Consider the following 24,987-nt stretch of genomic DNA (forward strand, 5'->3'; position numbering starts at 1 on the left):
AGGATGACCCATGAGCACACCCACCCGCATCATGCACCTCGTCGCCGGCCGCCCCTGGGAGGGCAGGGCCGAACGCACCAGCGAGGTCTTCAACCCTGCCACCGGCGAGGTCACCGGCGTGCTCGACCTGGCGTCGGCCGATCTTGTCGGGGAGGTCGTCACCACGGCGAAGAAGGCGTGGGTGACGTGGGCCGATACCTCGCTCGCCAAGCGCTCGCAGGTGCTCTTCGCGTTCCGGCAGCTGCTTGACGCGCAGAAGGAGAGCATCGCTGCACTCATCACCGCCGAGCATGGAAAGGTCCTCGCCGACGCGCTCGGCGAGGTGACGAGAGGGCTCGAGGTTGCCGAGTTCGCCTGTGGCATACCGCATCTGCTGAAGGGCGGTTTCAGTGAGAACGCCTCGACCAATGTCGACGTCTACTCGATGCGGCAGTCACTCGGTGTCGTTGCTGTCATCTCCCCCTTCAACTTTCCCGCGATGGTCCCGATGTGGTTCATCCCCGTCGCAATCGCCTGCGGCAACGCCGTCGTGTTGAAGCCCTCGGAGAAGGATCCGTCAGCCGCGATCGCCATCGCCGAGCTCTGGACCGAGGCCGGGCTTCCCGACGGCGTGATGAATGTCGTCAACGGGGACAAGGAGGCGGTTGACGCATTACTCGCGCACCCCGACGTCAAGTCGGTCTCCTTCGTGGGGTCGACACCCATCGCGCAGTACGTCTACGAGACGGGCACCGCGCACGGCAAGCGTGTCCAGGCCCTCGGCGGGGCGAAGAACCACATGCTCGTCCTCCCGGACGCCGACCTCGACCTCGCCGCCGACGCCGCGGTCAACGCCGGCTTCGGCTCGGCCGGGGAGCGGTGCATGGCGATCTCCGCCGTGGTTGCGGTCGAGCCGATCGCCGATGAGCTGGTCCAGAAGATCGTCGACCGGATGGGCAAGCTGCGCACGGGCGACGGCACCAAAGGCTGCGACATGGGCCCGCTGGTGACCGGCGCCCACCGGGACAAGGTCTCCGGTTACGTCGACGCAGGGCTCGAGGAAGGGGCGACGCTGGTCGTGGACGGCCGGAACGGCGACTTCGACGGTGGAGACAACGGGTTCTTCCTCGGCTCCACGCTGTTCGACCACGTCACGAAGGACATGTCGATCTACCGCGACGAGATTTTCGGGCCGGTGCTGTCGACGGTGCGCGTCACGTCCTACGACGCGGGGCTGGAGCTGATCAACGCCAACCCCTACGGCAACGGGGTAGCGATCTTTACCAACGACGGCGGTGCGGCACGCCGGTTCCAGCACCAGGTCGAGGTCGGGATGGTCGGCATCAACGTGCCGATCCCGGTGCCGGTCAGCTACTACTCGTTCGGCGGCTGGAAGAACAGCCTGTTCGGTGACACACACGCCCACGGTATGGAGGGCGTGCACTTCTTCACCCGGGGCAAGGTCGTGACGTCGCGTTGGCTGGACCCGAGCCACGGCGGCATCAACCTGGGGTTCCCGCAAAACACCTGATCCCGTTTCCGCTCCACCCGGCCGCGGGCGCAAACGCCCGACCCACGCAGGCGACTCCGGCACACCCCGCAGTGTCCGACACTGTGGTCGCCCGGGCTACCGAAACGTCGGACGCAACGCTAGAGCTCCACTTGGGAACCCATCACCACGGTGCGGTCAGGAGGCAGTCCGAAGCGCGTCGACGGGTCCGCCGCGTTGTGCGCCATACCGATGAAGAGCATCTTGCGCCACCGCTGCATACCTGGTGCGCGCGTGGGGGTCAGCGTCGCGCGGGACAGGAAGTACGAGGCGGTGTCGGGGTCGAAGCGCATCATGGGGTCGTCGGCCTGGATGGCTGCCCGCAGGCAGCCCGGGATGTCCGGCTGGTCGCCGAACCCGTAGCGGATACTGATGTAGACGATGCCGTCGTCGCCATACCCGAGGTCGTCCGTGGTCAACCGCTCCTCGATCGGGATATGCGGCACGGTCTGCGCCATCGCGGAGACGATGACGACGTGCTCGTGCAGGACGAAGTTGTGCTCCACGTTCGCCCGTAGTGCGAGGGGCGTCGTCTCGCTCGTCGGATGGGGAAAGACCGCCGTACCAGGCACGCGGTGCACGGGGTTCGCGTGGAGGTGTTCGATGAACTCCTCGAGGGACCCCTCCTCGGAGGACCGGTTCTGGATGATGAGGTGCCTACCGCGCTGCCACGTGGTCATGATCGTGAACATCGCCGCGGCGATCAGTAGTGGCAACCATCCACCTGTGAGGAACTTAGTGAGGTTGGCGGAGAGGAACATCGCCTCGGTGCCGCCGAATGCGACGCCGGCGAGGACCAGTTTCCACAGCTGCCAACCGAACAACGCCTTGGCGACTGTCAGCAACAGCATGGTGTCGATGAGCAGAGCACCGGTGACGGAGATTCCGTATGCCGTCGCCAGCCGTTCCGAGGACCCGAACGTCAGCATGAGGACGAGGACGACTACGAACATAGCGGCGTTGACTGCGGGGAGGTAGACCTGACCGGACTCCTCCTTGGAGGTCTGCCGCACGGTCAGCGGAGGCAGGAACCCGAGCTGCATCGCCTGCCGCGACATGGAGAATGCCCCGGAGATCACCGCCTGCGATGCGATCACGGTCGCAGCTGTCGCAAGGATCACGAGCGGCAACCGCGCCCAGGTCGGCACAAGCAGGAAGAACGGGTTGCTGACCGCTTCCGGCGTCTGGAGGATCAACCCGCCCTGGCCGAGGTAGTTGAGGATCAGGGCGGGGAAGGCCACGGCGAACCAGGCTCGGCTGATGGCCGGTCGACCGAAGTGACCCATATCGGCGTAGAGCGCCTCGGCCCCGGTGATCGACAGGACGACGGCGCCGAGCGCGATGAAGGCGATGAACGGGTGCGAGACAACGAAGCCCAGCGCGTAGGTCGGCGACAGTCCCTTGATGATCTCCGGGGCCTTCACGATCTGCGCGAGGCCGGCGACCCCGAGGACGAGGAACCACAGCAGCATCACCGGCCCGAACAACGAGCCCACCCGTTGCGTCCCCCAGCGTTGCGCGACGAACAGCGCCGTGAGGATGACGGCGGCGATGGGGACAACCAGGTGCACCAGCCCCGGGTCGCTGACCGTCAGTCCCTCGACAGCAGACAGCAGTGAGATGGCGGGGGTGATGACCGAGTCGCCGTAGAACAGCGCGGCTCCAAGCACTCCGAGTGCGACGACGAGGCCGATCCGGCGGGAGCTCGGGTCCATGGTCCGACGCACCAGCGCCGCCAGGGCCATGACGCCGCCCTCGCCCTCGTTGTCCGCCCGCATGACGACCAGGATGTACTTGACGGAGACGATGAGCGTGACGGACCAGAACACCAGCGAGATAACGCCGTAGACGTCGTCGGGCGTCGGCTTGACGGCCCCTTCGTCGATCGAGAAGACGACCTGCAGCGCGTAGAGCGGGCTCGTCCCGATGTCGCCGAACACGACACCGAGTGCGCCGAGGACAAGTGCCCGTGTTGCGGGTCTAGCCACCGAGCGGTGCACCGGACGACCCGGGGGCAGGTCGGGTGCGGCGGGGTCCGGCGTGGGCACCGCTGAGGCCGGTGAGCTCATCGCTCGAGTGTAGGGACGCGAGGAGGCTGAACCCCAGCTCTTGGCACGTCCGCTTCTCTCAGAGCTGTGCCGCCGGTACGCGTCAACGTTCGTCGACCACCATGTCCAGGGTGTAGTCCTCGGCCCGGTAGCTGTGGTCACCGAACTCGACGGCCTTGCCCGCGACGTCGAAGGCCATCCGGGTCATCGTAAGCACCGGCTGTACGCCACGGAGCGCCAGGTGACGCCGCTCGTTCGCCGTGGGCATCCGTGCGGCGATGCTCTGCCGAGCGACGACCGGCTTGGCGCCTCGGGTCCGGAGCGCGTCGTAGAGGCCGGTCCGCTGCAGCTCCTCGCGGGTGAGGTCGAAGTAGGCCGGCGGCAACCAGTTGCGCAGGAGCGCCAGAGGCTTGTCGTCCACGAGCCTGAGCCTGAGGATGGACAACAGCGCCGAGTTCTCGGCTAGGTCCAGGGCCGCCGCGGCCCTCGGCTCCTCGACGATCTCGAAGTCCAGGACCGTAGTGTGCGGTGCCCGGCCGGCACGCTTCAGGTCGTCGAACAGACTCGACAGCTCGAACGTGCGGTGCACCTTGCGGTTCGCCACCCTCGTGCCGACCCCGCGTCGTCGTACGAGAAGACCCTTGTCGACCATCTCCTGGATGGCCCTGCGGACCGTTGGCCTCGACAGCTGCATCCGATGGCACAGCGCCAGCTCGTTCTCGAACGGGTCACCTGGCTGCAGGCGCCCGTCGGTGATCGCGGCGGTGAGCTGCTGAGCGAGCTGGTGGTATAGCGGGACTGGTGAGCTCCGGTCGATCCACAGGTCGACGAGCTGGGCGTCCATGCGACGAGAATAGAGTCCCGACAAAAGCACGTCACGATGTCAGGACATTTTGTTCTCATAGCCGGGGTCAACGTCCGGGCTCTTCTCAGCACTACCTGCAACGATGACGCACATGATCGGCACCCAGGACCGCTCCCAAGACCAGCAGCCAGCCGATGCCTTCGTGGCATTCGGCATCACGGGCGATCTCGCCAAGAAGATGACCTTCGTGTCCCTCTATCGGATCGAGCGATCCGGGGAGCTGGACTGCCCCATCATCGGCGTGGCGAGCGACGCCTGGAGCGACGACGACCTGCGCCAGCACGCCAAGGACGACATCCGAGCCGCCATGAAGGACGACGTCGACGACGCGATTCTCGACCGGCTCATCGCCCGGATGCACTATGTCAGTGGGGATTTCGCCAAGGATGAGACATACACGGCCGTTGCCAAGGCGTTGGGAGACGCGAAGTGCCCTGTGTTCTACCTCGAGATCCCTCCTTCTCTGTTCGAGATGGTTGTCAAGGGGCTGGACAAAGCCGGCCTGGCGGACCAGTCGCGCGTGGTGGTGGAGAAGCCGTTCGGACACGACCTGGAGTCCGCTCAGGCCCTGAACACCTCGCTACGGGCGATCCTGCGCGAGTCGCAGCTCTACCGGATCGACCACTTCCTCGGGAAGATGTCGGTGCAGCAGATCCTGGCTCTGCGTTTCGCCAACACCCTGCTCGAGCCGGTATGGAACCGCAACTACGTCGAGTCGGTGCAGATCACCCTGGCCGAGGACTTCGACGTCGCCGGCCGCGGAGCGTTCTACGACAAGGTCGGTGCCCTGCGCGACGTGGTCCAGAACCACCTGATGCAGGTCGTCGCCATGGTGGCGATGGAGCCACCTTCGCGCGGTGGCCTGGACGCGCTGTCGGATCGCAAGAGCGACGTGTTCGCTGCGATGCCCGCCGCCGACCCCGACGCATACGTGCGGGGTCAGTACGCCGGGTACCAGCAGACTTCCGGCGTCGCCTCCGGTTCGACGACCGAGACGTATGCCGCACTGCGGCTTTTCGTCGATAACTGGCGCTGGTCGGGAGTCCCTTTCCTCATCAGGGCAGGCAAGTCGTTGCCCGTGACCCGCACCGAGGTCCGCCTCATCCTGAAGGCGCCTCCGGCGCTGGGGTTCAGCGACGCCGACGGCGTTCCGGAAGCAAACCAGATCGTCCTCGACGTCGACCCCGCACCCGGTGTCCGTGTCGTCCTGCAGGGCCAGACCGAGGCCAGCGACGCCATCAGGACCATCGAGCTGTCCGTCGACCTCAGTGGGCCGGACGTCCCCACTCCCTATCAGGAGCTGCTCCATGCAGCCATGGCCGGGGACGAGAGCCGGTTCACCCGTGAAGACGTCATCGAGGAGACCTGGCGGGTCCTGGAACCCCTCCTCGACCTTCCGTCGCGACCCGAGTCATACCAACCTGGGACCTGGGGTCCGGACGCAGCCGAGGAGCTGGCGTCCGACGTCGGGGGCTGGGCCACGGGCCCTTCCGCCTGATCACGAGACTTCGACCCAGCGCGACCCGGGCGCGAGGGGCCGCCTTCTTCTGACTCGGGTTAAGGTCTTCTGTAACGGCGGGGGTCATACTCGCGGTGACGGTTCTTGCTGCAACAGATGAGGCTGACCATGGATCTGGACGACAGGCTGCCCGACGTTGTGGAAGCCGCCCGGACCCATGCTCGCGAGGTCGACCTCGACGGACGGTTTCCTGCGGAGGCCGTGGCGGCGTTGCGCGAGAGTGGGCTGCTGGGTCTGACGTTGCCAGAGAACGTCGGCGGTCTCGGCGGGACCCCCAGGGATCTCGTTGCCGTCTTGACGGCGCTCGCTGGTGCGTGTGGGTCGACGGCGATGATCTACCTGATGCACGTCAGTTCATCCATGCCTGTCGCCGCCGCTCCGCCGCCGGGACTGCCGAAGCTGTTGCACCAGCTGGCCGACGGGTCCACGTTGGCCTCGCTCGCCTTTTCGGAAGGGGCCTCGAGGTCCCACTTCTGGGCCCCCGTCTCTCGCGCCGACAGCAATGGTGAGACCGTCCACATCAGAGCCAACAAGAGCTGGGTGACCTCCGCAGGAGAAGCCGACGTCTACGTCATCTCGACGTTGTCGGCCGACGACGAGGCGGGCGAGGGCTCCGTGGACCTGTTCGTCGTCCCAGCAGACACTGCTGGTCTGAAGGTCGCCAGCCCGTGGCGCGGGATGGGTCTGCGCGGGAACGCCTCGTCCCCGATGACCATCGACGTCGAGGTTCCCGACGATTTCCGGATCGGCGACGCAGGATCCGGGTTCGGCACGATGCTGCAGGTCGTGATGCCGTGGTTCAACCTCGGCAACTCATCCGTCTCGTTGGGCCTCGCCAAGGCCGCCGTCGACGCCGCGGTATACCACTGCACAGCATCACGGTTGGAGCATCTCGACCAGAGCCTGTCGGCCCTCCCGACAATCCGCGCCCAGCTCGCCAAGATGTCGATCGACCTGGCGATGGCAACGGCCTACCTCGACGTCGCTGCTGGTCGGGTAAGCGAGCCGCAGGACGACACGCCGTTGTTCGTCCTCGGTGTCAAGGCCGCATCCAACGACGCCGCCTTGAAGATCACCGATGCCGCGATGCGCGTCTGCGGCGGGGCGGCGTTCTCCGAGCACAACAAGATCGCGCGCTACTTCAAGGATGCCCGCGCCGGCGCCGTGATGGCTCCGACCGCCGACGTCTTGTACGACTTCTACGGCAAGGCGATCACGGGTCAACCGCTGTTCTGAACTCCCAGCACGCCACCCGAAGGAGCACATCTCTCATGACATCGCCGCTGGTCATCGGATCCGTCGCCTACTCCCCCAACGTCGTCACGATCTGGGAGGGCATCCGGGAGTACTTCTCCGGCAGCCCCGCCGAGATGGACTTCGTCCTGTTCTCCAACTATGGACGGCAGGTCGACGCGCTCGTCTCCGGTCAGATCGACCTGGCCTGGAACACCAACCTGGCCTGGGTCAGGGCAACGCTGCAGACCGACGGAGCGTGTCGGGCGCTGGCGCAGCGCGACACGGACACGGTGTTTCAGACGATCTTCGTCAGCCGCGCCGGCGCCGGCCTGACCGGGCTGCAGGACCTGAAGGGTATGCGCGTCGCCTTGGGTTCGCAGGACTCCGCTCAGGCGGCGATCCTCCCGGTGCACTATCTCAGGGATGCCGGGCTCGCCGACGACGACGTCGCGATCCTGCGGATCAACAGCGACGTGGGCAAACACGGCGACACCGGCCGCAGCGAGCTCGACGCCCTGCGTGCCCTGGCCAACGAGGAGGCCGACGTGGCCGCCCTCGGGATCAACACGTGGGAGGCCATCGGTCGAGATGCGTTGATGCCCGGGGCGTTCGAGGCATTCTGGGAGTCGCCGACATACTCACACTGCAACTTCACCGCGATGCCGAGCCTGTCGGACGAGCGGGCCAAGCCCTGGGTCGACCATCTCCTGGCCATGGATTTCGACAACCCACAGCACCGGCCGATCCTCGAGATGGAGGGTCTGCGCAAGTGGGTCCTGCCACAGATGGACGGGTATGCGTCCCTCTTCCAAGCCGTCGAGGAACAACACATCTCGCCGACGTGGTGACTTCCTCGGTCGTACTCGACCTCGTCGAGAGCATGATCCCGCTCCCTCTCGGACAGACAACGACGGTGCGACTGTCTGGATCGGACGTCCAGGCCGAGCGCGACCTGGTGGCCGAATGGTGCCGGCGCAGCGGCAACGAGCTCGTCGAGATCGCGGCTGGCGTTGCGACCGTCAGACGCGGACCGCGCCCCGACCCGTTCACCGGGCTGGCACCGGACCAGGTGCCCGGGACGCGGCTGTGGATGTACACCAACTTCGACTGCAACCTGGCCTGCGACTACTGCTGTGTCCGGTCGTCACCCCGGGCCGAACGGCGAGCGCTGGGCCTCGACCGAGTACGACAGCTCGCCGACGAGGCCGTTGCAGCAGGAGTCTGCGAGCTGGTGCTCACCGGGGGTGAGCCGTTCCTCCTCCCGGATATCGACGAGCTCGTGGCGGCATGCACGGCGGTCCTGCCGACGACCCTGCTCACCAACGGGATGCTGCTGCACGGTCGGCGGCTGGAACGACTGCGGCGGATGGACCGGGATCGACTGACGCTGCAGATCAGCATCGACTCACCCACACCCGACCTGCACGACTCACACCGAGGGGCCGGTTCTTGGGCACGCGCTGTCGACGGCATCCATACCGCTCAGGCCGAGGGCTTCCGCGTGCGGGTTGCGGCCACCCTGGACCGTCCCCGGGCAGATGAGGTCTCCACGTTCCGCGGGTTTCTCGACGATCTCGGCATCCAGCGAGAGGACCAGGTGATCCGTGCCCTCGCGCATCGTGGGCTGGCTGACGGGGGACTCGAGCTCACCGTCGACGTGCTCATCCCCGAGGTGACGGTGACCGCCGACGGGGTCTACTGGCACCCGGTCAGCGCCGACGACGAGGACCAGCTCGTCTCGCGCGACATCTTCCCGCTGAAGACCGCCATCGACGAGGTCACTCGTCGGTTCGCCGCCTACCGAGCGCGAGCCGACGAGGCGGCCCAGTGGTTTTCCTGCGCCTAGACACCTTGTGGTTCGCAAACGAAACGGCGCCGTCGTTTGACGCGCCCCTCGTGGGGCCTCAGAGTCATACCATGACAGCCACCGTGAAGGGCCTCCTCGCCGGAGAGTTCCGCCAAGCACCTGTTGCCATGACCGTCGTGCGGGTCGGGCTCGGGCTGATGTGGATCTCCAACCTGGCCTGGAAGGTACCGCCAGAGTTCGGACGTGGCACCAAGGGAGGCCTCTACTCCTACCTGGCCGACGCCGTCGCGCATCCGGTGTTCCCGCCCTACAGCTGGCTCGTCGAGCATGCGGTCATCCCGGCGTTCCTGCCCTTCGCGTGGATGACCATCGCCGTCGAGACCCTGTTGGCGGTTCTGCTCCTGACGGGAACCTGGACCCGGTTCGCCGCGCTCCTGGGGATCGCCCAGTCGTTGGCCATCGGGCTGTCGGTCGCCGTGACGCCCAACGAATGGCCGTGGAGCTACGCGCTCATGATGCTGGGGCACCTGGCGATCCTCGCCTCCTCGCCCGCCGCCCAGCCCGGTGTCGACAAGATCCTGTACGGCAGTGGAAACCGCACGATGGCTGCAGGGCGGCAGCTGACCGGGTGGGGGGCGGTGGCGATCGTCGCAGGACTATGGGCAGCCGCCACGTCTTTCGGTGACCCGTTGGCCAGCGGCGGAACCACGGTCGGCCTGCCCGAACTCGAGCTCCAGGTCGGGCAGTACAACCTGCTTGGTGGCCTCCTCCTCGTGCTGCTCGGCGCTGCCCTGGTCGTGGCCGCTCGACGCACGAACGCGAGCTATACCCGAATTGTCGCGGCGGTCGCCGCCGTCGCGGCACTCTCGGTCGTCGCGCGTTGGGGTTTCGGGTCGGTTCCCCTCGGCGGCAACGGCAGCAGCACGGCACTATTCCTGGCTATTGCCTTGGTCGCCCTCCTGATGGGCCGGTCGATCGGTCGAGCTCCCGATGGGAACCTGCAGGAGCCCACCACGGAGCGCAAGGACACCGCCCCCGCGACCACCTGACCGAAGGGACAGAGATCGTCCGTCCTGCCGCGCCGACCTCACCCTCGGGTCTCCGGCGCTGCTGGTCCGCTACCGCCCGTATTGCTCCGCAGCCTTTGGGAGAACGCTCGTCAACCCACCCGCCGAACCCGTGGGTTACCGTCGGTCGTCTCGTACCCCCGGACCTCCAGGAGCCGCTTTGTCGGAAAGTGCGCAGTATGCGCTGGTGGTGCTCGCGGGGAGCTTGGCGGGTTTGGCTGCAGTGCTGTCGAGCCGACTGTCGGAGCGGATCCGGGTTCCCACACCGCTGCTGATGCTGGTGGGCGCTGCGGTCGTCGCGAACGTCGTTCCGGGGTTCGCAATCCCCGACGTCGTCACGGTCGAGCACGTCGTCACCCTGGCCCTCGTGCTCATCCTGTTCGACGGGGGGATGCATATCGGGTGGCGACGGTTCCGGTCTGCGGGGATCCCGATCGGCGTCGTGGGGGTGGCGGGGACTTTCCTGACTGCGGGCGCGGGAGCGGTGTTCCTGCATACCGCGTTCGGACTCGACTGGTATCTCGCAGTGCTGGTGGCTACCGCGGTGGCGCCCACCGATCCAGCGGTCGTGTTCGCCGTCCTGGGGCGGCGGGAGATCAAGGGCCGCAGCAGCACGATCCTCGAGGGCGAGTCGGGGGCGAACGACCCGGTGGGGATCGCCCTGCTGGCAAGCCTGCTCGCTGCGGGAGGACTGTCGTGGGTGGCGGCCGGGCAGGTCGGGGTGACGTTCGCGCTGCAGATGGTCATCGGGCTCGCGGTCGGACTGGTCGGTGGGTCCGCGCTGCTGTGGTTCATCCGCCACGTCCCGCTGCCCAACGAGGCGCTCTACCCGTTGCGCACGGTCTTCTGTGCGCTGGCCCTGTATGGGGCGGGGACGGTAGCCCACGGGTCGGGTTTTCTCGCCGTCTTCGTAGCCGGCATCCTGATCGGAGACGCCGGAGCGCCATACAAGCGCGAGATCGAGCGCTTCCACTCGGCGTTGGCCACGTTCGGAGAGATCGTCGCGTTCCTCGTTCTCGGCCTCACGGTCGACCTCGACGTGTTAGCCCGATTGGATGTGTGGGTGCCTGGCCTGTTGCTCGGGGTCGTCCTGACGGTGGTGATCCGGCCCGTCTTCGCCGGGCTCTGCCTCCTGCCGGCCCGGTTACGCCGCAACGAGATGGCGTTCGTCCTGTTCGCCGGCCTCAAAGGCGCTGTTCCGATCCTGTTGGGCGAGCTGTTGCGTGCCGCGCAGGTGCCTGAAGCCGAGCGGCTCTACGGGATCGTCGTCGTGGTGGTCGTGTTCTCGGTGCTGGTGCAGGGAAGCCTGGTTCCGGCGGCGGCTCGGCTGCTGCGGTTGCCGACTCGCGAGCTGGAGCCAGAGCCTTGGGCGTTGGGCGTGCGGCTGCGGGCCGAACCCTCCGGGGTGCACCGGCTCCGCGTCGGGGCCACGTCGCCGGCTGACGGCTCGACGGTCGCCGAGCTGGCCGACCTGATCGAGGAACGGGTCGACGACGACAGCGGGGACAACGGGGGCATCTGGGTCAGCATGGTCGTGAGGGACCGGGTCCTGGTGGGGGTGCGCGACGACACCCGCCTAGCTGCCGGCGATGAGGTCGTCGTCCTCGCAGAGTCTGCTCTCCACACAGCGTTGAAGTCGGCCTTCGACAGCCCGAACGCTCGCAGCGGGGCTTGACAGCCACAGCCCCGAACCGGCTGCACCGGTTCGAGGCTGTGACCTGCTGGTTTCTGTCTCAACACAGAGTGCGCCCGAAGAGATTCGAACTCCCAACCTTCTGATCCGTAGTCAGATGCTCTATCCGTTGAGCTACGGGCGCGGGCCGTGACACCCGAACCGAAGTGGCGGGCGACAACGACTGGCAAGACTACCGGCAGGCGACGCGGCGACGAAATCCGCTGTCCCCGTTGTCACACCGGCCCGGCTGTGGAAAACGGATCGCCCCGCTCCGAGGCTCCTGGACCACCTACATCAAGGAACTGCGGTGGGCGCAGCACTTCGCCCTGCTCAACCGAGAAGTGATGATGGACCGGGTGGTCACGTGCCTGGAGGAGTGGACCGGTGCGGCCGTGGAGCAGACCGAGCAGGTCAACAGCCAACCCCAACTGCACGACCGAGGAACGGCACTTCGGCAAGGACGTGTGGCTGTCCCGGAGGGGCGCCATCGACACCATGCGGGGTACACCGGGCCCCATCCCGGGCAGCATGGGTACCCGGACCTACGTCGTGACAGGCAAGGGGTATGCGCCTGCGCTGAGCTCGGCGCCGCACGGTGCGGGTCGGGAGTACGGCCGGATACACGCCAAGCGGACGTTCTCCTACGAGCAGCTGATCGCATCCATGGACGGCATCGAGTGGTCCGGCTCCAAGGCGTTCGTCGATGAGATCCCGGCGGCATACGACCCTCCAGGCCTACCGGAGTCGGGGTCACGAAAGCCCCCGGCCAACGGGCCGGGGGCTTCGTGTGCGGACGGGTGCTGAAGACTCAGCGACTCGTCACGCCTGGTTCATGCAGTCTCTGACGATCTCAGATCGCGGAGACCTTCTCGGCCTGGGGACCCTTGGGACCCTGGGTGACCTCGAACTGCACGCGCTGCGCCTCGTCGAGCGAACGGTAGCCGTTGCTCTCGATAGCGGAGTAGTGGACGAACACGTCGGGGCCGCCACCATCCTGGGCGATGAAGCCGAAGCCCTTCTCAGCGTTGAACCACTTAACGGTGCCTTCTGCCATGGGGATATCTCTTTCTGATGAAACCAGCGAGATGTCACGGGAATCGTGACTCTCGAGCTGCGGCTTTGACCCCCAGGCTCCTGACGGAACCGGTACTGACAAACAAAAAACCCGCGCGATGGCGGGTCCGTCTTCGTCGTGCGAGGAACTTTCACTGCAACCGGGACATACCGTAGCAGGGTTTCACCCCCAGGGGGAGTCTGCGGTTATCTACTGCCCCAAACCCCGGCTCATCTCGGTCGGGGCGTCTCGGCATCAGGTCTGGACCGGCGCTTGCGGTTGCTGCCGCGGGGTTCCCTGCTGCCCGTTCTGACGAGAGCCGCCACCAGGACCGAAGCCCCCACCGGGGGCAACCCGCGTCCGCCCGTGCCAGGCCCGAAACCGCCTCGCTGCTGGGTCCCCCCGGGAATGCCGTTCGGCGAGACAACCGCCGCGCCCACCGCGCCGCCCGTCGTGAACGCCAGCACAATCAGCGCATCCTGGGGTCCGGGCGCATCGCGGGGTGTCGGGGGCGGGTTCCAGACGGTCACACGAGCACGTTGCGCGGCACCCCTGTGCTGAGGCTGTGGGAGGCATATCGTCGTGCTGGGGACACGCACCACAGAGCGTCCACAGCCAAGGCACAGGATCACCACACGGCACACCAAGACTCGCTCACCACCATCCGAGGTATGACGAACGTGACGACCAGGGCACAGAAGCTCCAGCGACCCGACGGAACCGCCCCGCGCGTGCTCGTCGTCGACGACGAGCACAACCTCACCGAGCTGCTGAGTATGGCGCTGCGGTACGAGGGCTGGGACGTCAAGTCGGCCGGCTCCGGTATGGCTGCCGTCCGTGCCGCTCGTGAGTTCGAGCCCGATGTCGTCGCGCTCGACATGATGCTGCCGGACATGGACGGGCTCGAGGTCCTGCGCAAGCTGCGCGAGACCAACGAACGCATCCCGGTGCTGTTCCTCACAGCGCGCGACGCCGTCGAGGACCGTATTGCTGGGCTCACGGCCGGTGGCGACGACTACGTCACCAAGCCGTTCAGCCTCGAAGAGGTTGTCGCCCGGCTCCGCGCCCTGATGCGGCGTACCGCCATCGTCGCGACCGACGACGACGACTCGGTCCTCACGGTGGGCGACTTGTCACTCGACGAGGACAGCCACGAGGTCATGCGGGGTGGAGCCAACATCGCGCTGACCGCAACCGAGTTCGAGCTGCTGCGATACCTGATGCGCAACCCCAAGCGGGTGCTGTCCAAGGCGCAGATCCTGGACCGCGTGTGGAACTACGACTTCGGTGGCCAGGCCAACGTCGTCGAGCTCTACATCTCCTACTTGCGCAAGAAGATCGACGCCGGCCGCGAGCCGATGATCCACACCATGCGAGGCGTGGGGTATGTCCTCAAGCCTGCGGTCTGACCAGATCACCTCACCCCCGGCTGAACCGCCGGCTGTCGACGAGCCCACGGCCACGTCGCCCATCGGCTCCGACTCGCGTGCGACACGACGCTCGGCCCCCATCTGGCTCTCTGGTTCTCGCTGGACGCTGCGGGCCAAGCTGGTCGCCTCGATGCTCGTGCTCTTCGCCGTGGTCACCCTGGCAACTGGCGCCGTGACCACAGTGGTGATGCGCAACTACCTTTACGGGCAGGTCGACCAACAGCTGCAGGAGTCTCTTCACCGGCCAGGCCCCGTCCAGGGGTTTTCGCCCGGCGGGCGTGAGACCTACGGGCGAGGCCCAGGCAACGAGGGACTCGCCGCCGTCACCACCCTGGACGGTTCGTCGCAGCAGGGCTATGCCGCAGGCCACGACAACGAGCGGGTTGCCCTGACGGCGGCTCAGCTCAACATCATCTTCAAGGCCGGGGTCGGCACGCAACCCATGAACCTCAACCTCGGTGGAGGCCTGGGCACCTACCGGCTCATGGCCGGGCAGGGAAGCGCCACCTTGACCGACGGAAGCACGGTGGCGGCGACGATCGTGGTCGGGCTGCCGACCGCCCCACAGGATCAGACTATCCAACGCATGGTCCTCGCCGTGGTCAGCGGAGTTCTCGCCGGACTCGTCATCGTCTTCCTCGCGGGAACGTGGCTCGTCCGACGCAACCTCAATCCGCTCGACCGCGTGGCTGCTACTGCGACCCGGGTCGCGCACCTCCCCCTGTCCTCCGGCAGGGTGGACCTGATCGAGCGGGTGCCCTCCGCGGACACCGACCCGCGCACCGAGGTCGGCCAGGTTGGTTCGGCTCTGAACGAGATGCTCGACCACATCGACGACGCGCTCACGGCCCGACACCTGAGCGAAGAACGGGTCCGCCAGTTCGTGGCGGACGCGAGCCACGAGCTGCGTACGCCGCTGGCCTCGATCCGCGGATACGCCGAGCTGACCCGCCGCGAGACAGAGCCTGTCCCTGCCGCAGTGAGCCACGCCATCGGGCGCGTCGAGTCCGAGGCGATGCGGATGAGCACCCTCGTCGACGACCTGCTGCTGCTCGCCCGTCTCGACGCCGGCCGCCCCCTCGACTGCGAGGACGTCGACATCTCGGAGATGGTCGTCAACGCCGTCAGCGACGCCCACGCGGCTGCACCCGACCACTCCTGGCGGCTGGACCTGCCAGACGAGCCGGTCGAGGTCCGAGGTGACCCCGCCCGCCTGCACCAGATCGTGGCGAACCTGCTCGCCAACGCGCGAACCCACACGGCACCTGGAACCGTCGTCCTGACCAGCATCGGTCGTGAGTCGGACCACGTGCGGATCAGCGTCCAGGACGACGGCCCAGGAGTCCCAGAGTCGCTGCAACCAAACGTTTTCCAGCGGTTCGCCCGCGGCGAATCGTCGCGCTACCGGGCGGCCGGCAGCAGCACGGGTCTGGGGTTGTCAATCGTCGCCGCCGTCGCCCAGGCCCACGGCGGCACCGTCGAGCTCGCCAGCCGACCGGGTGACACCACGTTCACGGTCCTGCTCCCTGCCTGACGCAGCCTGACGCCGCCGCGAGGCTCATCTCCGGACCCTTGGCTCGCCACAGGAACCACATAGTGCAGAACCCCATCGTGGTCGTCATGGACATCACCACCCTCTCCCGGGACCCACACGGTGCGCGTGTCGTCCCCGCGTCCGGCACATCGACCGCGCCCCTGGGCGGCGGCGGCACTCCCACCCGTCCGGCCTCCCGTGTCCAGCGCCTCTGGCGCGGACCCACGGACGAGCCGAGCTGGGCGCGTCCGGCGCTGCTGGCCCTACTCGTGGCCACCGCCGCCTTCTACCTCTACAACCTGACGGCGAGCGGCTGGGCCAACTCGTTCTACTCCGCTGCGGTGCAGGCGGGTTCGGCCAACTGGGAGGCCTTCCTGTTCGGCTCCTCGGACGCCGCGAACTCGATCACCGTCGACAAGCCCCCGGCCTCCCTCTGGGTGATGGCCCTGTCGGTCAAGCTCCTCGGGTTGAGCTCGTTCGCCATCCTCGCGCCCCAGGTCCTCATGGGCGTAGCGAGCGTCGGGGTCCTGTATGCCACGGTGCGCCGCCACTTCGGGGCGGCGGCCGGGCTCATCGCCGGCGCGACACTGGCGCTGACACCGGCCGCGGTCCTGATGTTCCGCTTCAACAACCCGGACGCACTGCTCACCCTGCTCATGGTGCTCGGCGCCTGGGCGACGGTGTGCGCCGTCGACAAGGCGTCGGTCCGCTGGTTCATGCTGGTGGGCGTCTTCATCGGGTTCGCCTTCCTAACCAAGACGCTCCAGGCGTTCCTCGTTGTGCCAGGCTTCGCGGTGGCCTACCTCGTGGCGGCGAAGGCGACGTTCGGCCGGCGGGTCGCGCACGTCCTGCTCGGCGGCGTTGCGATCGTCGTCTCGGCCGGCTGGTGGGTCGCGCTCATCGAGCTGATCCCGGCGAGCATGCGGCCCTACGTCGGCGGCTCTCAGACCAACTCGTTCCTCGAGCTCACCTTCGGCTACAACGGCTTTGGTCGGATCACCGGCAACGAGACCGGTTCCGTCGGCGGTGGCGGCACCAGCACCGGTAGGTGGGGTGCCACCGGCCTGACTCGCCTGCTCAGCTCCGAGATCGGCGGCCAGACCTCCTGGCTCATCCCGGCAGCCCTGATCCTGCTCGTCGTCGGACTGGTCCTGCGCGGGCGTCGGCCGCGCACCGACAACCGCCGCGCGGCATACCTGGTGTGGGGTTCCTGGCTGGCCGTGACGATGCTGACGTTCTCGTTGATGGCCGGCATCTTCCACGCGTACTACACGATCGCGCTGGCACCGGCCGTCGCCGCCCTGGTGGGGATGGGCGCGGCCGAGGCCTGGCAGCGCCGCGAGAAGGCGATCGGTTACCTCACCCTCGCAGTGGCGACTGCTGTTACGTCCGTCTGGGGGTTCCTGCTCCTGTCGCGCAGCACCGACTGGAACTCCTGGCTGCGCGTCGTCGTCCTCGCGGTCGGTCTCGCTGCGGCGCTCGGGTTCCTCGCGCTCAACCGGCTCCACGCCCGCGCTGTGCCCGTCGTCATCGGGGCCGCGCTGTTCGCTTCGCTCCTCGGTCCGGCTGCCTACTCGGTGCAGACCGTGAGCACGGGTCACAGCGGTTCCATCATCGACGCCGGCCCGACCGTCGCCGGCGGTGCGGGCGGCCGACCGGGGGCGGGCGGCTTCGGCCGTGGTCAGCGCGGCGGAATGGGCGGCCTGCTCGATGCCTCCGCGCCGAGCACGGCGGTGGTCTCGGCGCTGTCGGCGAACGCTGACAAGTACACCTGGGTCGCCGCGGCGATCGGCTCGCAGAACGCGGCCGGTCTGCAGCTGGGCATCCAGCTGCCGGTGATGGCGATCGGCGGGTTCAACGGCAGTGACCCGTCACCGACGCTTGCCCAGTTCCAGGCATACGTCTCAGCCGGGCAGATCCACTACTTCCTGGCCGGTGGCGGCATAGGTGGCGGGAACACCGGGGGAAGCAACGCCTCGTCGCAGATCTCGACCTGGGTGCAGTCGAACTTCACCGCGGTCACCATCGGCGGGTCGACGTTCTACGACCTGACGCAGCCGCTGACCAGTACCTCGGGCAGCACGACGGCCACCACGACGGCCACCACGACGGCCACCACGACGGCCACGGTGTGACATGGCTGCCTCGACACTCACCCAGCCACTCACCCCGCTCACCGGTGCTCACGACGCCGCTGGGGGCCCAGACCCCGAACCTCGTGGGACTGCTCGTCTCCACGGTCGTGAACACCGCGGCGAACCGGGCGTGGACGTTCGGGGTGCGCGGCGGCAACGGACCGGCGCGTCACCACGTCCAGTCGCTGGTCGTCGCGGACGCCCAGAGCGACGTCCTGACCGGGGGAACAGAGGACAGCCCGAACCGTGTGGTTCGGGCTGTCCTCGCTGTGGTCCCGGGTCATCCGGAACCGGCCGGCGGAGGCGGCGGGATTTGAACCCGCGAGGGGTGTTACCCCCAACCCGCTTAGCAGGCGGGCGCACTAGGCCACTATGCGACGCCTCCAGCTCGGACCCGACCAGACCGTGGACGAGCGACGGTCGGAGCCAGCACAGGCTACCGGGGCCCCGGGGACGGACCAAACCCCGCCACCGTCCCGCCCGCCCATCAGGCCCGCTGCTCTCCCACCCGCCGCGGGCCCCAGGTGCGGTCCGACCCCGTCTGCGAGTAGGACCCCGTCTGCGAGCCCGACCCAGTTTTCGCAGGTATTCTGCGGCCGGGCCACCCCAGACCCTCCCCCACCCAAAAAGTGAGCGTGCATGACCTCGGACAGCTCCGGCGACACCCCACTGGGTGCCCGGACCCGACAGCGTCAAGAGGTCCGGCGCGGTGCTCGGCGCTCGGCGAGGCATACCCTCGCGGCAATCATCCCCGGGGCCGGGCTCATCGGCACGCGATACCGCCGGTTCGGCTGGCTCCTGCTGACCTTCCTTGTACTCGCAGTGGTCGCCCTCGTGCTGACCCTGGTCGCCAAGGGCGCCACCACGACAGCCCTGTCGTTGGCCGTGCGCCCCGACCTGCTGCTGACGGTTGCCGGAGTGGCGACCATCGGGGGTCTGGTCTGGATCTTCTCCATCATCCTCACCCATCGCGGCACGATGCCGGCACGGGCGGACCGCAGCTCGCGGTTCGGGCTGCGCGCCCTGACCGCGCTGATGTGCCTGCTCGTGGCACTGCCGGCCTTCCAGGTGGTCAGGTACTCGCTCATCCAGCGAGACGTCGTCAGCTCCGTCTTCGGCGACCTGCCCTCCAAGACCGTGGCCGGCAACAGCGGAGGCTCCAACCCCGGGTCGACCGTCTCCCCCGACGAGTCTGCGCCGGACCCGTGGGCCGGCGTGCAGCGCGTCAACATGTTGCTCATCGGCTCCGACGCGGGCAGCGACCGCGTGGGGGTCCGCACCGACTCGATGGTCGTCGCGAGCATGGACCCGCAGAACGGCAACACGGTGCTGGTCAGCGTGCCGCGCAACCTCGAGCGAGCGCCGTTCCCGACGACCAACCCGCTCTACAAGCTTTACCCCAACGGCTACTACTGTCCTGGCGCCGCCCCTGGTGCCGAGTGCATGATCAACGCCGTCTGGACGCTGGCCGAGGGCAACCGTGGGCTCTTCCCCGCAGACCCGAACCCCGGGCTGACCACGATCCGCGACGTCATAGGTGCCACCCTCGGCGTCACCATCGACTACACCACCGTCATCGACCTGTCGGGTTTCGAAGCACTCGTGCAGGCCATGGGAGGGGTGACGGTGAACGTCACCGAACGGCTACCGATCAACGGCTACCACCCGAACGGCAACCCCGCCCTCATCGCCGGAGTCGAGGGATGGATCGAGCCGGGTGTCCAGAAGCTCGACGGCTACCACGCCCTCTGGTTTGCCCGCTCTCGCCTGATCTCGGACGACTACTCGAGGATGCGTCGCCAACGCTGCCTGATCGGAGCACTGGTCGGCCAGGTCAACCCGGTCAGCATGCTGAGCAAGTACCCCGAGCTGGCCCAGGTGGCCAAGCAGAACATCAGCACCGACGTGCAAGTCACCCAGCTGCCGGCCTGGGTCGACCTCATCCAGCGCGTCCAGAAGGGCACGATCACCTCGCTGACGTTCACCGACGAGGTGATCAACTCGGCAAACCCGAACTTCACCACAATGCGCACCCTCGTCCAGGAGGCTCTCAGCGCGGCAACGCAGACTGCCACCACGAGCTCGACGACGACCACGGCCACTCCCTCGACCACGACCACGACCCCGCCGACCGTGAGATCCGGTCCGAAGTCGAGCAAGACCACGGCACCGAAGACCACCACGAGCGCTACCACGACGACGGTCACCGCCCCTCCGGGCAGCATCGTGGACATCCGCTCGGCCTGCTGACGGCACCCCGCCGAGCCCGCGCAGACGCACAGCTTCGCGTGGGCAACCCGACGCGCTGGCACCGCGTCATATGACCAGAGCCCACTCTCGCGGCGGATATCCTGCCGGCGAGACCTCACGGAATCAACGGAAGGTGCAGATGTCCGCGCACGACCAGGGCGGCAGCCAGACCGGCGCGCGGACCCGAGTCCTCCATCAGGACCGGCGGCTGACCCGTCGCTCCGTCGCCCACACGATCGCCGCGATCATCCCCGGGGCGGGTCTGCTGGGCACCCGCTACCGACGCCTCGGCGCAATCCTGCTCGGCATCCTCGCCGCCGTGCTCGTCATCGGCGCCCTCGTGGTGCTGGCCAAGGGGGCCCTGACGACGGCCCTCAACATCGCCGTGAACCCGACCTCGCTGATGGTGCTCGTCGTCCTGACGATCGTCGTCGCGGTGGTCTGGATCTTGTCGATCGTGCTCACCCATGCGGGCACCGCGCCGCCGCGCACGGACCGCAGCACCCGCCGCGGGCTACGCATCCTCACCGCCGTGATGTGCCTGCTGGTCGCCCTTCCGGCCTTCCAGGTGGTGCGCTATGCCCTCATCCAGCGCGACGTCGTCGGCACCGTCTTCTCCGGGCCGTCCCTCGGTGGCCTGAAGCCCTCCGACGGGGCTGCAGCTCCCGACCCGAGCTCGTCCGACCCCTGGAACGGTGTCGACCGCGTCAACCTCCTGCTCGTCGGCTCCGACGCCGGCAACGACCGCGTAGGTGTGCGCACCGACTCGATGGTGGTCGCGAGCATCGACCCGCAGACCGGCCACGCCACCTTGATCAGCCTGCCGCGCAACCTCGAGCGCGCCCCCATACCCGCGAGTGACCCGCTGCACACGTTCTTCCCCAACGGTTTCTACTGCCCGACCCGGGGCACCGGCCACGACTGTCTGCTCAACGCGATCTGGGCCGAGGCGGTGAGCCACACGGACCTCTACCCCGGGGACAACAACCCCGGTCTGACGGCGTTGCGACACGTGATCGGCGAGACCATCGGCCTCAACATCGACTACTCCACGGTGATCGACCTCGACGGGTTCGAGGCGTTGGTCAACGCGATGGGCGGGGTGAAGGTCAATGTGACCCAGCGACTGCCGATCAACGGCTACCACCCCGGCGACAACCCCAACCTCATCGCCGGCGTCGAAGGCTGGATCGAACCAGGTGAGCAGACGCTCAACGGGCATCAGGCGCTCTGGTATGCCCGCTCTCGCCTCACGACCGATGACTACTCCCGAATGCGACGCCAGCGCTGTCTGATCGGGAGCATCCTCGGCCAGGTCAACCCGGTCTCGATGCTGAGCCAGTACCCCCAGCTCGCCGACGTCGCCAAGCAGAACATCTCGACGGATATCCCCGTCGCCCAGCTGCCCGCCTGGGTCAACCTCGTGCAGCGGATCCAGAAGGGTGGCGTCGGTTCGCTGACCTTCACCTCCGACAACATCAACCCCAGCGATCCGAACTTCACCAAGATGCGCTCCCTCGTCAAGGAGGCGCTCGTCGCGTCCACCTCGCCGAGCGCGTCGTCGGCGAACTCGACGCCCACCGCCACCAACACGACCGGCACGGCCACCAAGTCGGCAGGCAAGTCGACGGGTAAGTCAACGAGTAAGTCATCCAAGACGACGGCGACGCCCACCCCGACCACCATCAGTCAGTCCGCGCCGACCGGCGTGGTCAACGTCGCCGACGCCTGCTGAGGCCAATCCGTTACCGAGACAACCGACCGCCTTTGCGGCTTCTCCCAGCGTCCTCACGGACCCGCTTGAGTCGTTCCTCGTTGCGCGAGTAGGGGGGGCCGGTCGCCCCGCAGGGTCGCCACCATGTCAACGACCCGTCGGGTGGCCCGCACATCGTGGGCCCGGAAGACGGTGGCTCCCAGCCACGCGGCGACGGCCGTTGCCGCGAGGCTTCCCTCCAGCCGCTCGTCCGCCTCGAGCCCGAGCGTCTCCCCAACAAAGTCCTTGCGGGACAACGCCTGCAGCACCGGGAACCCCAGTGACACCACGTCCGCCGTGTGCCGGAGGACCTCCAAGGAGTGCACGGTCGTCTTGCCGAAGTCGAGGGTCGGATCCACCAGGATGCGTTCCTGTGGGATGCCCGCGTGCCGCGCTGTCTCGGCACCCCTCGCGAGGGTGGCGAGGACGTCGCGCACGATGTCCAGAGGGTCAGGCCCGTAGGTCACACCCACCGGGTCGGTACGAGGTGGCAGCCCACCCGTGTGCGAGATGACCACCCCGGCACCGATGTCCGCGGCCACCTGCACCAGCTCGGGGTCATGACCGGCCCAGGTGTCGTTGACGAGGTCCAGCCCGACCCCAGCCACCGACCGGGCGACCTCCGCCCGCCAGGTGTCGAGGCTGAGAACGATCTCCGGGTATGCCTCACGCGCTCGCTCGAGGAAGGGCAGTACCCGGGCGACCTCCTCCTCGGCGGTGACCCACGCCCCCTCCTGTCCGGCTCGGACGCCGCCGACGTCGACGATGTCCGCGCCGTCGGCGACGGCCCGGTCGAGCGCTCCCATCGCGGACCCCAGGTCGGCGTGCCGGTTCCCTTGGTAGAACGAGTCATTCGTGCGGTTGACGATCGCCATCACAGCCGGACGAGACGCGTCGAAGGAGTGGCCGCGCAGCTCGAGAGGAGCTGCACTGGGCAGGTCCAGGGGCTCGACGGCTCGGTCCACCCAACCATGCTGTCACTCGTGCCTGCGGAGGTGCCGCGGTTGGGTTGGCGGTGAGCGAGCCGAGGGGGCGGTGAGGTTCCAATCATGCCCTGACGGCATAGCGTAGGAAGACGACCCCGGAGTCGAACTGTCGTTGGTCCATGAGCCGGAGCCCGATCCGCAGGTCGTCGGGCAGGAACCGTGTCCCCCCACCCACGGCCACCGGGACGGCGAGCAGGTGGACCTCGTCGACCAGGCTCGCTCGCAGGGCCGCGGCAGCGAGGTGCGCTCCCCCGATGCTGACTGGCCCGTCGGCCTCGGCGACGAGCCGGCGTACGGTCTCCGGGTCGAACTGACCCTCGGCCCGCGTCCTGGCGCTGCGCGGTGAGCTCATTGTCGTCGAGTACACCACTTTGTCCGCCGCTCGCCAGATCGTCGCGAAGTCCCGGATCACCGGTTGGTCGTCCTCGTCGTCGCCGGCCGTCTCCCAGGCGACCATCACGTCGTACATCCCCCGCCCATACAGATAGGTCGAGACCTCCCGTTCGTGGTCGTTGACGAAGCGGTGCACCTCCTCGTCGGGTGCCGCCCACGAGAAGTCGCCGTTCGTGTCCGCGACGTAGCCGTCCAACGACGCGATCGAGGTATAGATCAGACCCGACACCGGATCTCCCTTCGGCCCGGGTGGCAGCGGTCGGAACTACGACCGTGCTCACCCATCTTCTCGACCAGACGAAGCGGAGGGCGTGGGATTCGAACCCACGATGGGAGTTACCCATAGCGGTTTTCAAGACCGCCGCACTAGGCCACTATGCGAGCCCTCCCGGCAGACCAGCCGGTCCGAGGACGGGCGAGCGCCGGGCAGCAGTCTCCCACGGACGAACGAGCTGCGATCAGGACCCTTCGACGGTCTGCTTCAGCCCGTCGAGCATCTGCGTCCAGGCCTGCGAGTTCCGGTCCGCCTCGTCCTGGTCGGCGTTGTTGTCCTGGGTCACGCTGACCTGCGTTCCGCCGTCCCTGTCCTCGAGCGTGTAGACGAGGGTGTGGTAGCTCTCGGGGACGTCGTCCTGACCGGTGAGCGGGCTGTAGTGCGTCAGCTCGAGGCGATCGGGCTCGTCGACCGCGACGATCTCACCCTTGTCCTGATAGGGCTTGCCCTTCCACTCACCGCTCCAGGTGATGGGGCTGCCCGGCTGCCAGTCGGTTTCGACCACCGAGCCCATCATGTAGTCCTTGATCTGGTCGGGGTCGGTCAGCCCCTTCCACACGGCGGCCTTGCTCGCGTCGATGGTGGTCGTGCCACGTGCCATGAGACCCGTCATCGTCGTCTCGTCTCCTCTGCTCGGTCGGATGGACCTTGTCGAACTCATCATTGCGTCCCATCCGGGTCCACGGCGTGGACCGATCGGACGTTGCTGACGAGCTCAGTGGGGTGGACCGGGCGATCGCTCTGGCGTCGCGCGCGAGGTGCTGCTGGTCGGCATACCCCGCCTCGTGTGCGAGGTCGGCGAGGCGTACGCCGGTCCGCCCGTCTCCGGCGAGATCGAGGAAGCGCTGCAACCGCAGGATCCGCCGCAGTGTCGCCGGCCCGTAGCCGAACGCCACCGTGCACCGACGCAGCAGCTGTCGTTCGCCGAGGCCCAGCGCCTGGCCGAGTCCCTCGACCGTTGCTGTGGCGTCTTTCGCCAGGGTGCGGACGACCTGGTCGGCGACGGGGTCCACCACCGCGTCCTCGGCCACCCACTGCCGGAGGTGCCGCTCGACCACACGGATGCGTGCCTCCGGCGCGGTCCCTTCGCGCAGCTCCCCGAGCTCCTCGACGAGCCGACGCCCGTCTGCACCCAGCAGGTCGTCCGAGACAGCGACGGCGCGAAACCACGGCGCACGAGAGTCGCCCCGCTCGGTGCTCTCCTGCTCGCTGCCGTCGCTCACCCGGTCCACAAGGCAGTTGTACAAGAGAGCCGGCGGGCGTGCACCCGAAGGTGCGTCGGTTGTCGTCCCGCCGGCTCTCTCGTGGCCCCTGTCAGCACGTCGCCCCCTGCGACGCAGGGCGTCCGGCCGGGCCCCCGAGCCCGGGCGGACACGGGAGAAGAGCGCGGGTCTGGACGCCTGATACATCGGCGCGAGATCATCTCTGCGGGG

At 67.8% G+C, this 24,987-nt stretch carries 21 protein-coding genes and 3 tRNA genes; 14 read left to right on the plus strand and 10 right to left on the minus strand.

Going from position 1 to position 24,987, the window contains the following annotated elements; translation table 11 throughout:
* The first annotated feature begins 10 nt into the window (after nt 1-10).
* Nucleotides 11-1,510, plus strand: a complete 1,500-nt coding sequence (locus ABI385_RS18260) for a CoA-acylating methylmalonate-semialdehyde dehydrogenase (protein ID WP_348105190.1) — start codon at nt 11-13, stop codon at nt 1,508-1,510.
* Nucleotides 1,511-1,629: 119 nt separating this feature from the next.
* Here ABI385_RS18260 and ABI385_RS18265 read toward each other — a convergent pair whose 3' ends face one another.
* Nucleotides 1,630-3,597, minus strand: coding sequence for a potassium transporter Kup (locus ABI385_RS18265; protein WP_348105191.1), 1,968 nt, complete (start codon nt 3,595-3,597; stop codon nt 1,630-1,632).
* 82 nt (nt 3,598-3,679) lie between these two features.
* Nucleotides 3,680-4,420 (minus strand): GntR family transcriptional regulator, encoded by a 741-nt coding sequence (locus ABI385_RS18270; RefSeq protein ID WP_348105192.1) that lies wholly within the window; start codon nt 4,418-4,420, stop codon nt 3,680-3,682.
* Between the two features lie 112 nt (nt 4,421-4,532).
* Here ABI385_RS18270 and zwf point away from each other — a divergent pair, with 112 nt between their 5' ends.
* The 6 genes from zwf to ABI385_RS18300 all read left to right on the plus strand — a co-directional run bounded on the left by zwf (nt 4,533) and on the right by ABI385_RS18300 (nt 11,745).
* Nucleotides 4,533-5,939: a glucose-6-phosphate dehydrogenase gene (gene zwf / locus ABI385_RS18275; RefSeq protein ID WP_348105193.1), complete on the plus strand. Its 1,407-nt coding sequence runs from the start codon at nt 4,533-4,535 to the stop codon at nt 5,937-5,939.
* A gap of 117 nt (nt 5,940-6,056) precedes the next feature.
* Nucleotides 6,057-7,196 carry an acyl-CoA dehydrogenase family protein gene (locus ABI385_RS18280; RefSeq protein ID WP_348105194.1) on the plus strand — a complete coding sequence of 380 codons (1,140 nt, stop codon included), beginning with the start codon at nt 6,057-6,059 and terminating at the stop codon, nt 7,194-7,196.
* Between the two features lie 35 nt (nt 7,197-7,231).
* The gene (locus ABI385_RS18285; RefSeq protein WP_348105195.1) at nt 7,232-8,044 is read left to right on the plus strand and encodes a PhnD/SsuA/transferrin family substrate-binding protein; all 813 of its coding nucleotides are present in this window, start codon (nt 7,232-7,234) and stop codon (nt 8,042-8,044) included.
* Nucleotides 8,038-9,042, plus strand: coding sequence for a radical SAM protein (locus tag ABI385_RS18290; protein WP_348105196.1), 1,005 nt, complete (start codon nt 8,038-8,040; stop codon nt 9,040-9,042). The genes ABI385_RS18285 and ABI385_RS18290 overlap by 7 nt, the downstream gene beginning before the upstream one ends.
* 71 nt (nt 9,043-9,113) lie before the next feature.
* The gene (locus tag ABI385_RS18295; RefSeq protein ID WP_348105197.1) at nt 9,114-10,052 is read left to right on the plus strand and encodes a hypothetical protein; all 939 of its coding nucleotides are present in this window, start codon (nt 9,114-9,116) and stop codon (nt 10,050-10,052) included.
* 178 nt (nt 10,053-10,230) lie between these two features.
* The gene (locus ABI385_RS18300; RefSeq protein WP_348105198.1) at nt 10,231-11,745 is read left to right on the plus strand and encodes a cation:proton antiporter; all 1,515 of its coding nucleotides are present in this window, start codon (nt 10,231-10,233) and stop codon (nt 11,743-11,745) included.
* A gap of 69 nt (nt 11,746-11,814) precedes the next feature.
* On the opposite strand, the gene ABI385_RS18305 is transcribed toward ABI385_RS18300, so the two are convergent.
* Nucleotides 11,815-11,887: transfer RNA gene (locus tag ABI385_RS18305), tRNA-Arg, on the minus strand.
* Between the two features lie 242 nt (nt 11,888-12,129).
* On the opposite strand from ABI385_RS18305, the gene ABI385_RS18310 reads away from it, so the two are divergent.
* Nucleotides 12,130-12,549, plus strand: a complete 420-nt coding sequence (locus ABI385_RS18310) for an RtcB family protein (protein WP_348105199.1) — start codon at nt 12,130-12,132, stop codon at nt 12,547-12,549.
* 46 nt (nt 12,550-12,595) lie between these two features.
* Here the strand turns inward: ABI385_RS18310 and ABI385_RS18315 are convergent, their stop codons facing one another.
* Nucleotides 12,596-12,799, minus strand: coding sequence for a cold-shock protein (locus tag ABI385_RS18315; RefSeq protein ID WP_348105200.1), 204 nt, complete (start codon nt 12,797-12,799; stop codon nt 12,596-12,598).
* Nucleotides 12,800-13,470: 671 nt separating this feature from the next.
* On the opposite strand from ABI385_RS18315, the gene ABI385_RS18320 reads away from it, so the two are divergent.
* From ABI385_RS18320 to ABI385_RS18335, 4 genes are all read left to right on the plus strand, one after another.
* Complete coding sequence (locus tag ABI385_RS18320; RefSeq protein ID WP_348105201.1) at nt 13,471-14,208, plus strand: response regulator transcription factor; 738 nt, start codon at nt 13,471-13,473, stop codon at nt 14,206-14,208.
* Nucleotides 14,186-15,763 carry a HAMP domain-containing sensor histidine kinase gene (locus ABI385_RS18325; RefSeq protein ID WP_348105202.1) on the plus strand — a complete coding sequence of 526 codons (1,578 nt, stop codon included), beginning with the start codon at nt 14,186-14,188 and terminating at the stop codon, nt 15,761-15,763. Before ABI385_RS18320 ends, ABI385_RS18325 begins: the two co-directional genes overlap by 23 nt.
* A gap of 86 nt (nt 15,764-15,849) precedes the next feature.
* Nucleotides 15,850-17,898 (plus strand): glycosyltransferase family 39 protein, encoded by a 2,049-nt coding sequence (locus ABI385_RS18330; protein WP_407068301.1) that lies wholly within the window; start codon nt 15,850-15,852, stop codon nt 17,896-17,898.
* A 44-nt stretch (nt 17,899-17,942) separates the two neighbouring features.
* Complete coding sequence (locus tag ABI385_RS18335) at nt 17,943-18,215, plus strand: hypothetical protein (RefSeq protein ID WP_348105204.1); 273 nt, start codon at nt 17,943-17,945, stop codon at nt 18,213-18,215.
* Here ABI385_RS18335 and ABI385_RS18340 read toward each other — a convergent pair.
* Nucleotides 18,197-18,283 (minus strand) — tRNA-Ser (locus ABI385_RS18340). The genes ABI385_RS18335 and ABI385_RS18340 overlap by 19 nt on opposite strands.
* A gap of 254 nt (nt 18,284-18,537) precedes the next feature.
* Between ABI385_RS18340 and ABI385_RS18345 the strand changes: the two genes are divergently transcribed.
* Complete coding sequence (locus tag ABI385_RS18345; RefSeq protein WP_348105205.1) at nt 18,538-20,148, plus strand: LCP family protein; 1,611 nt, start codon at nt 18,538-18,540, stop codon at nt 20,146-20,148.
* Nucleotides 20,149-20,287: 139 nt separating this feature from the next.
* On the plus strand, nt 20,288-21,883 hold the full coding sequence (locus ABI385_RS18350; RefSeq protein ID WP_348105206.1) for an LCP family protein: 1,596 nt from the start codon (nt 20,288-20,290) through the stop codon (nt 21,881-21,883).
* Nucleotides 21,884-21,936: 53 nt separating this feature from the next.
* Here the strand turns inward: ABI385_RS18350 and folP are convergent, their stop codons facing one another.
* The 5 genes from folP to ABI385_RS18375 all read right to left on the minus strand — a co-directional run bounded on the left by folP (nt 21,937) and on the right by ABI385_RS18375 (nt 24,777).
* Complete coding sequence (gene folP, locus ABI385_RS18355) at nt 21,937-22,866, minus strand: dihydropteroate synthase (protein WP_348105207.1); 930 nt, start codon at nt 22,864-22,866, stop codon at nt 21,937-21,939.
* Between the two features lie 82 nt (nt 22,867-22,948).
* Nucleotides 22,949-23,509 carry a dihydrofolate reductase family protein gene (locus ABI385_RS18360; RefSeq protein WP_348105208.1) on the minus strand — a complete coding sequence of 187 codons (561 nt, stop codon included), beginning with the start codon at nt 23,507-23,509 and terminating at the stop codon, nt 22,949-22,951.
* 74 nt (nt 23,510-23,583) lie between these two features.
* Nucleotides 23,584-23,669, minus strand: a tRNA-Ser gene (locus tag ABI385_RS18365).
* Nucleotides 23,670-23,738: 69 nt separating this feature from the next.
* The gene (locus ABI385_RS18370; protein ID WP_348105218.1) at nt 23,739-24,071 is read right to left on the minus strand and encodes an SRPBCC family protein; all 333 of its coding nucleotides are present in this window, start codon (nt 24,069-24,071) and stop codon (nt 23,739-23,741) included.
* Nucleotides 24,010-24,777 (minus strand): helix-turn-helix domain-containing protein, encoded by a 768-nt coding sequence (locus ABI385_RS18375; RefSeq protein WP_348105209.1) that lies wholly within the window; start codon nt 24,775-24,777, stop codon nt 24,010-24,012. The genes ABI385_RS18370 and ABI385_RS18375 overlap by 62 nt, the downstream gene beginning before the upstream one ends.
* Nucleotides 24,778-24,987 lie beyond the last annotated feature (210 nt).

The sequence above is a fragment of the Lapillicoccus sp. genome (assembly GCF_039935575.1).
Taxonomy (GTDB): domain Bacteria; phylum Actinomycetota; class Actinomycetes; order Actinomycetales; family Dermatophilaceae; genus Lapillicoccus.

Excerpts from the sequence above, each read along its gene's own strand:
- ABI385_RS18260 (WP_348105190.1), top strand. The coding sequence starts at position 11 with ATGAGCACACCCACCCGCATCATGCACCTCGTCGCCGGCCGCCCCTGG.
- ABI385_RS18265 (WP_348105191.1), bottom strand. The coding sequence starts at position 3,597 with ATGAGCTCACCGGCCTCAGCGGTGCCCACGCCGGACCCCGCCGCACCC.
- ABI385_RS18270 (WP_348105192.1), bottom strand. The coding sequence starts at position 4,420 with ATGGACGCCCAGCTCGTCGACCTGTGGATCGACCGGAGCTCACCAGTC.
- zwf (WP_348105193.1), top strand. The coding sequence starts at position 4,533 with ATGATCGGCACCCAGGACCGCTCCCAAGACCAGCAGCCAGCCGATGCC.
- ABI385_RS18280 (WP_348105194.1), top strand. The coding sequence starts at position 6,057 with ATGAGGCTGACCATGGATCTGGACGACAGGCTGCCCGACGTTGTGGAA.
- ABI385_RS18285 (WP_348105195.1), top strand. The coding sequence starts at position 7,232 with ATGACATCGCCGCTGGTCATCGGATCCGTCGCCTACTCCCCCAACGTC.
- ABI385_RS18295 (WP_348105197.1), top strand. The coding sequence starts at position 9,114 with ATGACAGCCACCGTGAAGGGCCTCCTCGCCGGAGAGTTCCGCCAAGCA.
- ABI385_RS18315 (WP_348105200.1), bottom strand. The coding sequence starts at position 12,799 with ATGGCAGAAGGCACCGTTAAGTGGTTCAACGCTGAGAAGGGCTTCGGC.
- ABI385_RS18320 (WP_348105201.1), top strand. The coding sequence starts at position 13,471 with ATGACGAACGTGACGACCAGGGCACAGAAGCTCCAGCGACCCGACGGA.
- ABI385_RS18325 (WP_348105202.1), top strand. The coding sequence starts at position 14,186 with ATGTCCTCAAGCCTGCGGTCTGACCAGATCACCTCACCCCCGGCTGAA.
- ABI385_RS18330 (WP_407068301.1), top strand. The coding sequence starts at position 15,850 with ATGGACATCACCACCCTCTCCCGGGACCCACACGGTGCGCGTGTCGTC.
- ABI385_RS18345 (WP_348105205.1), top strand. The coding sequence starts at position 18,538 with ATGACCTCGGACAGCTCCGGCGACACCCCACTGGGTGCCCGGACCCGA.
- ABI385_RS18350 (WP_348105206.1), top strand. The coding sequence starts at position 20,288 with ATGTCCGCGCACGACCAGGGCGGCAGCCAGACCGGCGCGCGGACCCGA.
- ABI385_RS18370 (WP_348105218.1), bottom strand. The coding sequence starts at position 24,071 with ATGATGGGCTCGGTGGTCGAAACCGACTGGCAGCCGGGCAGCCCCATC.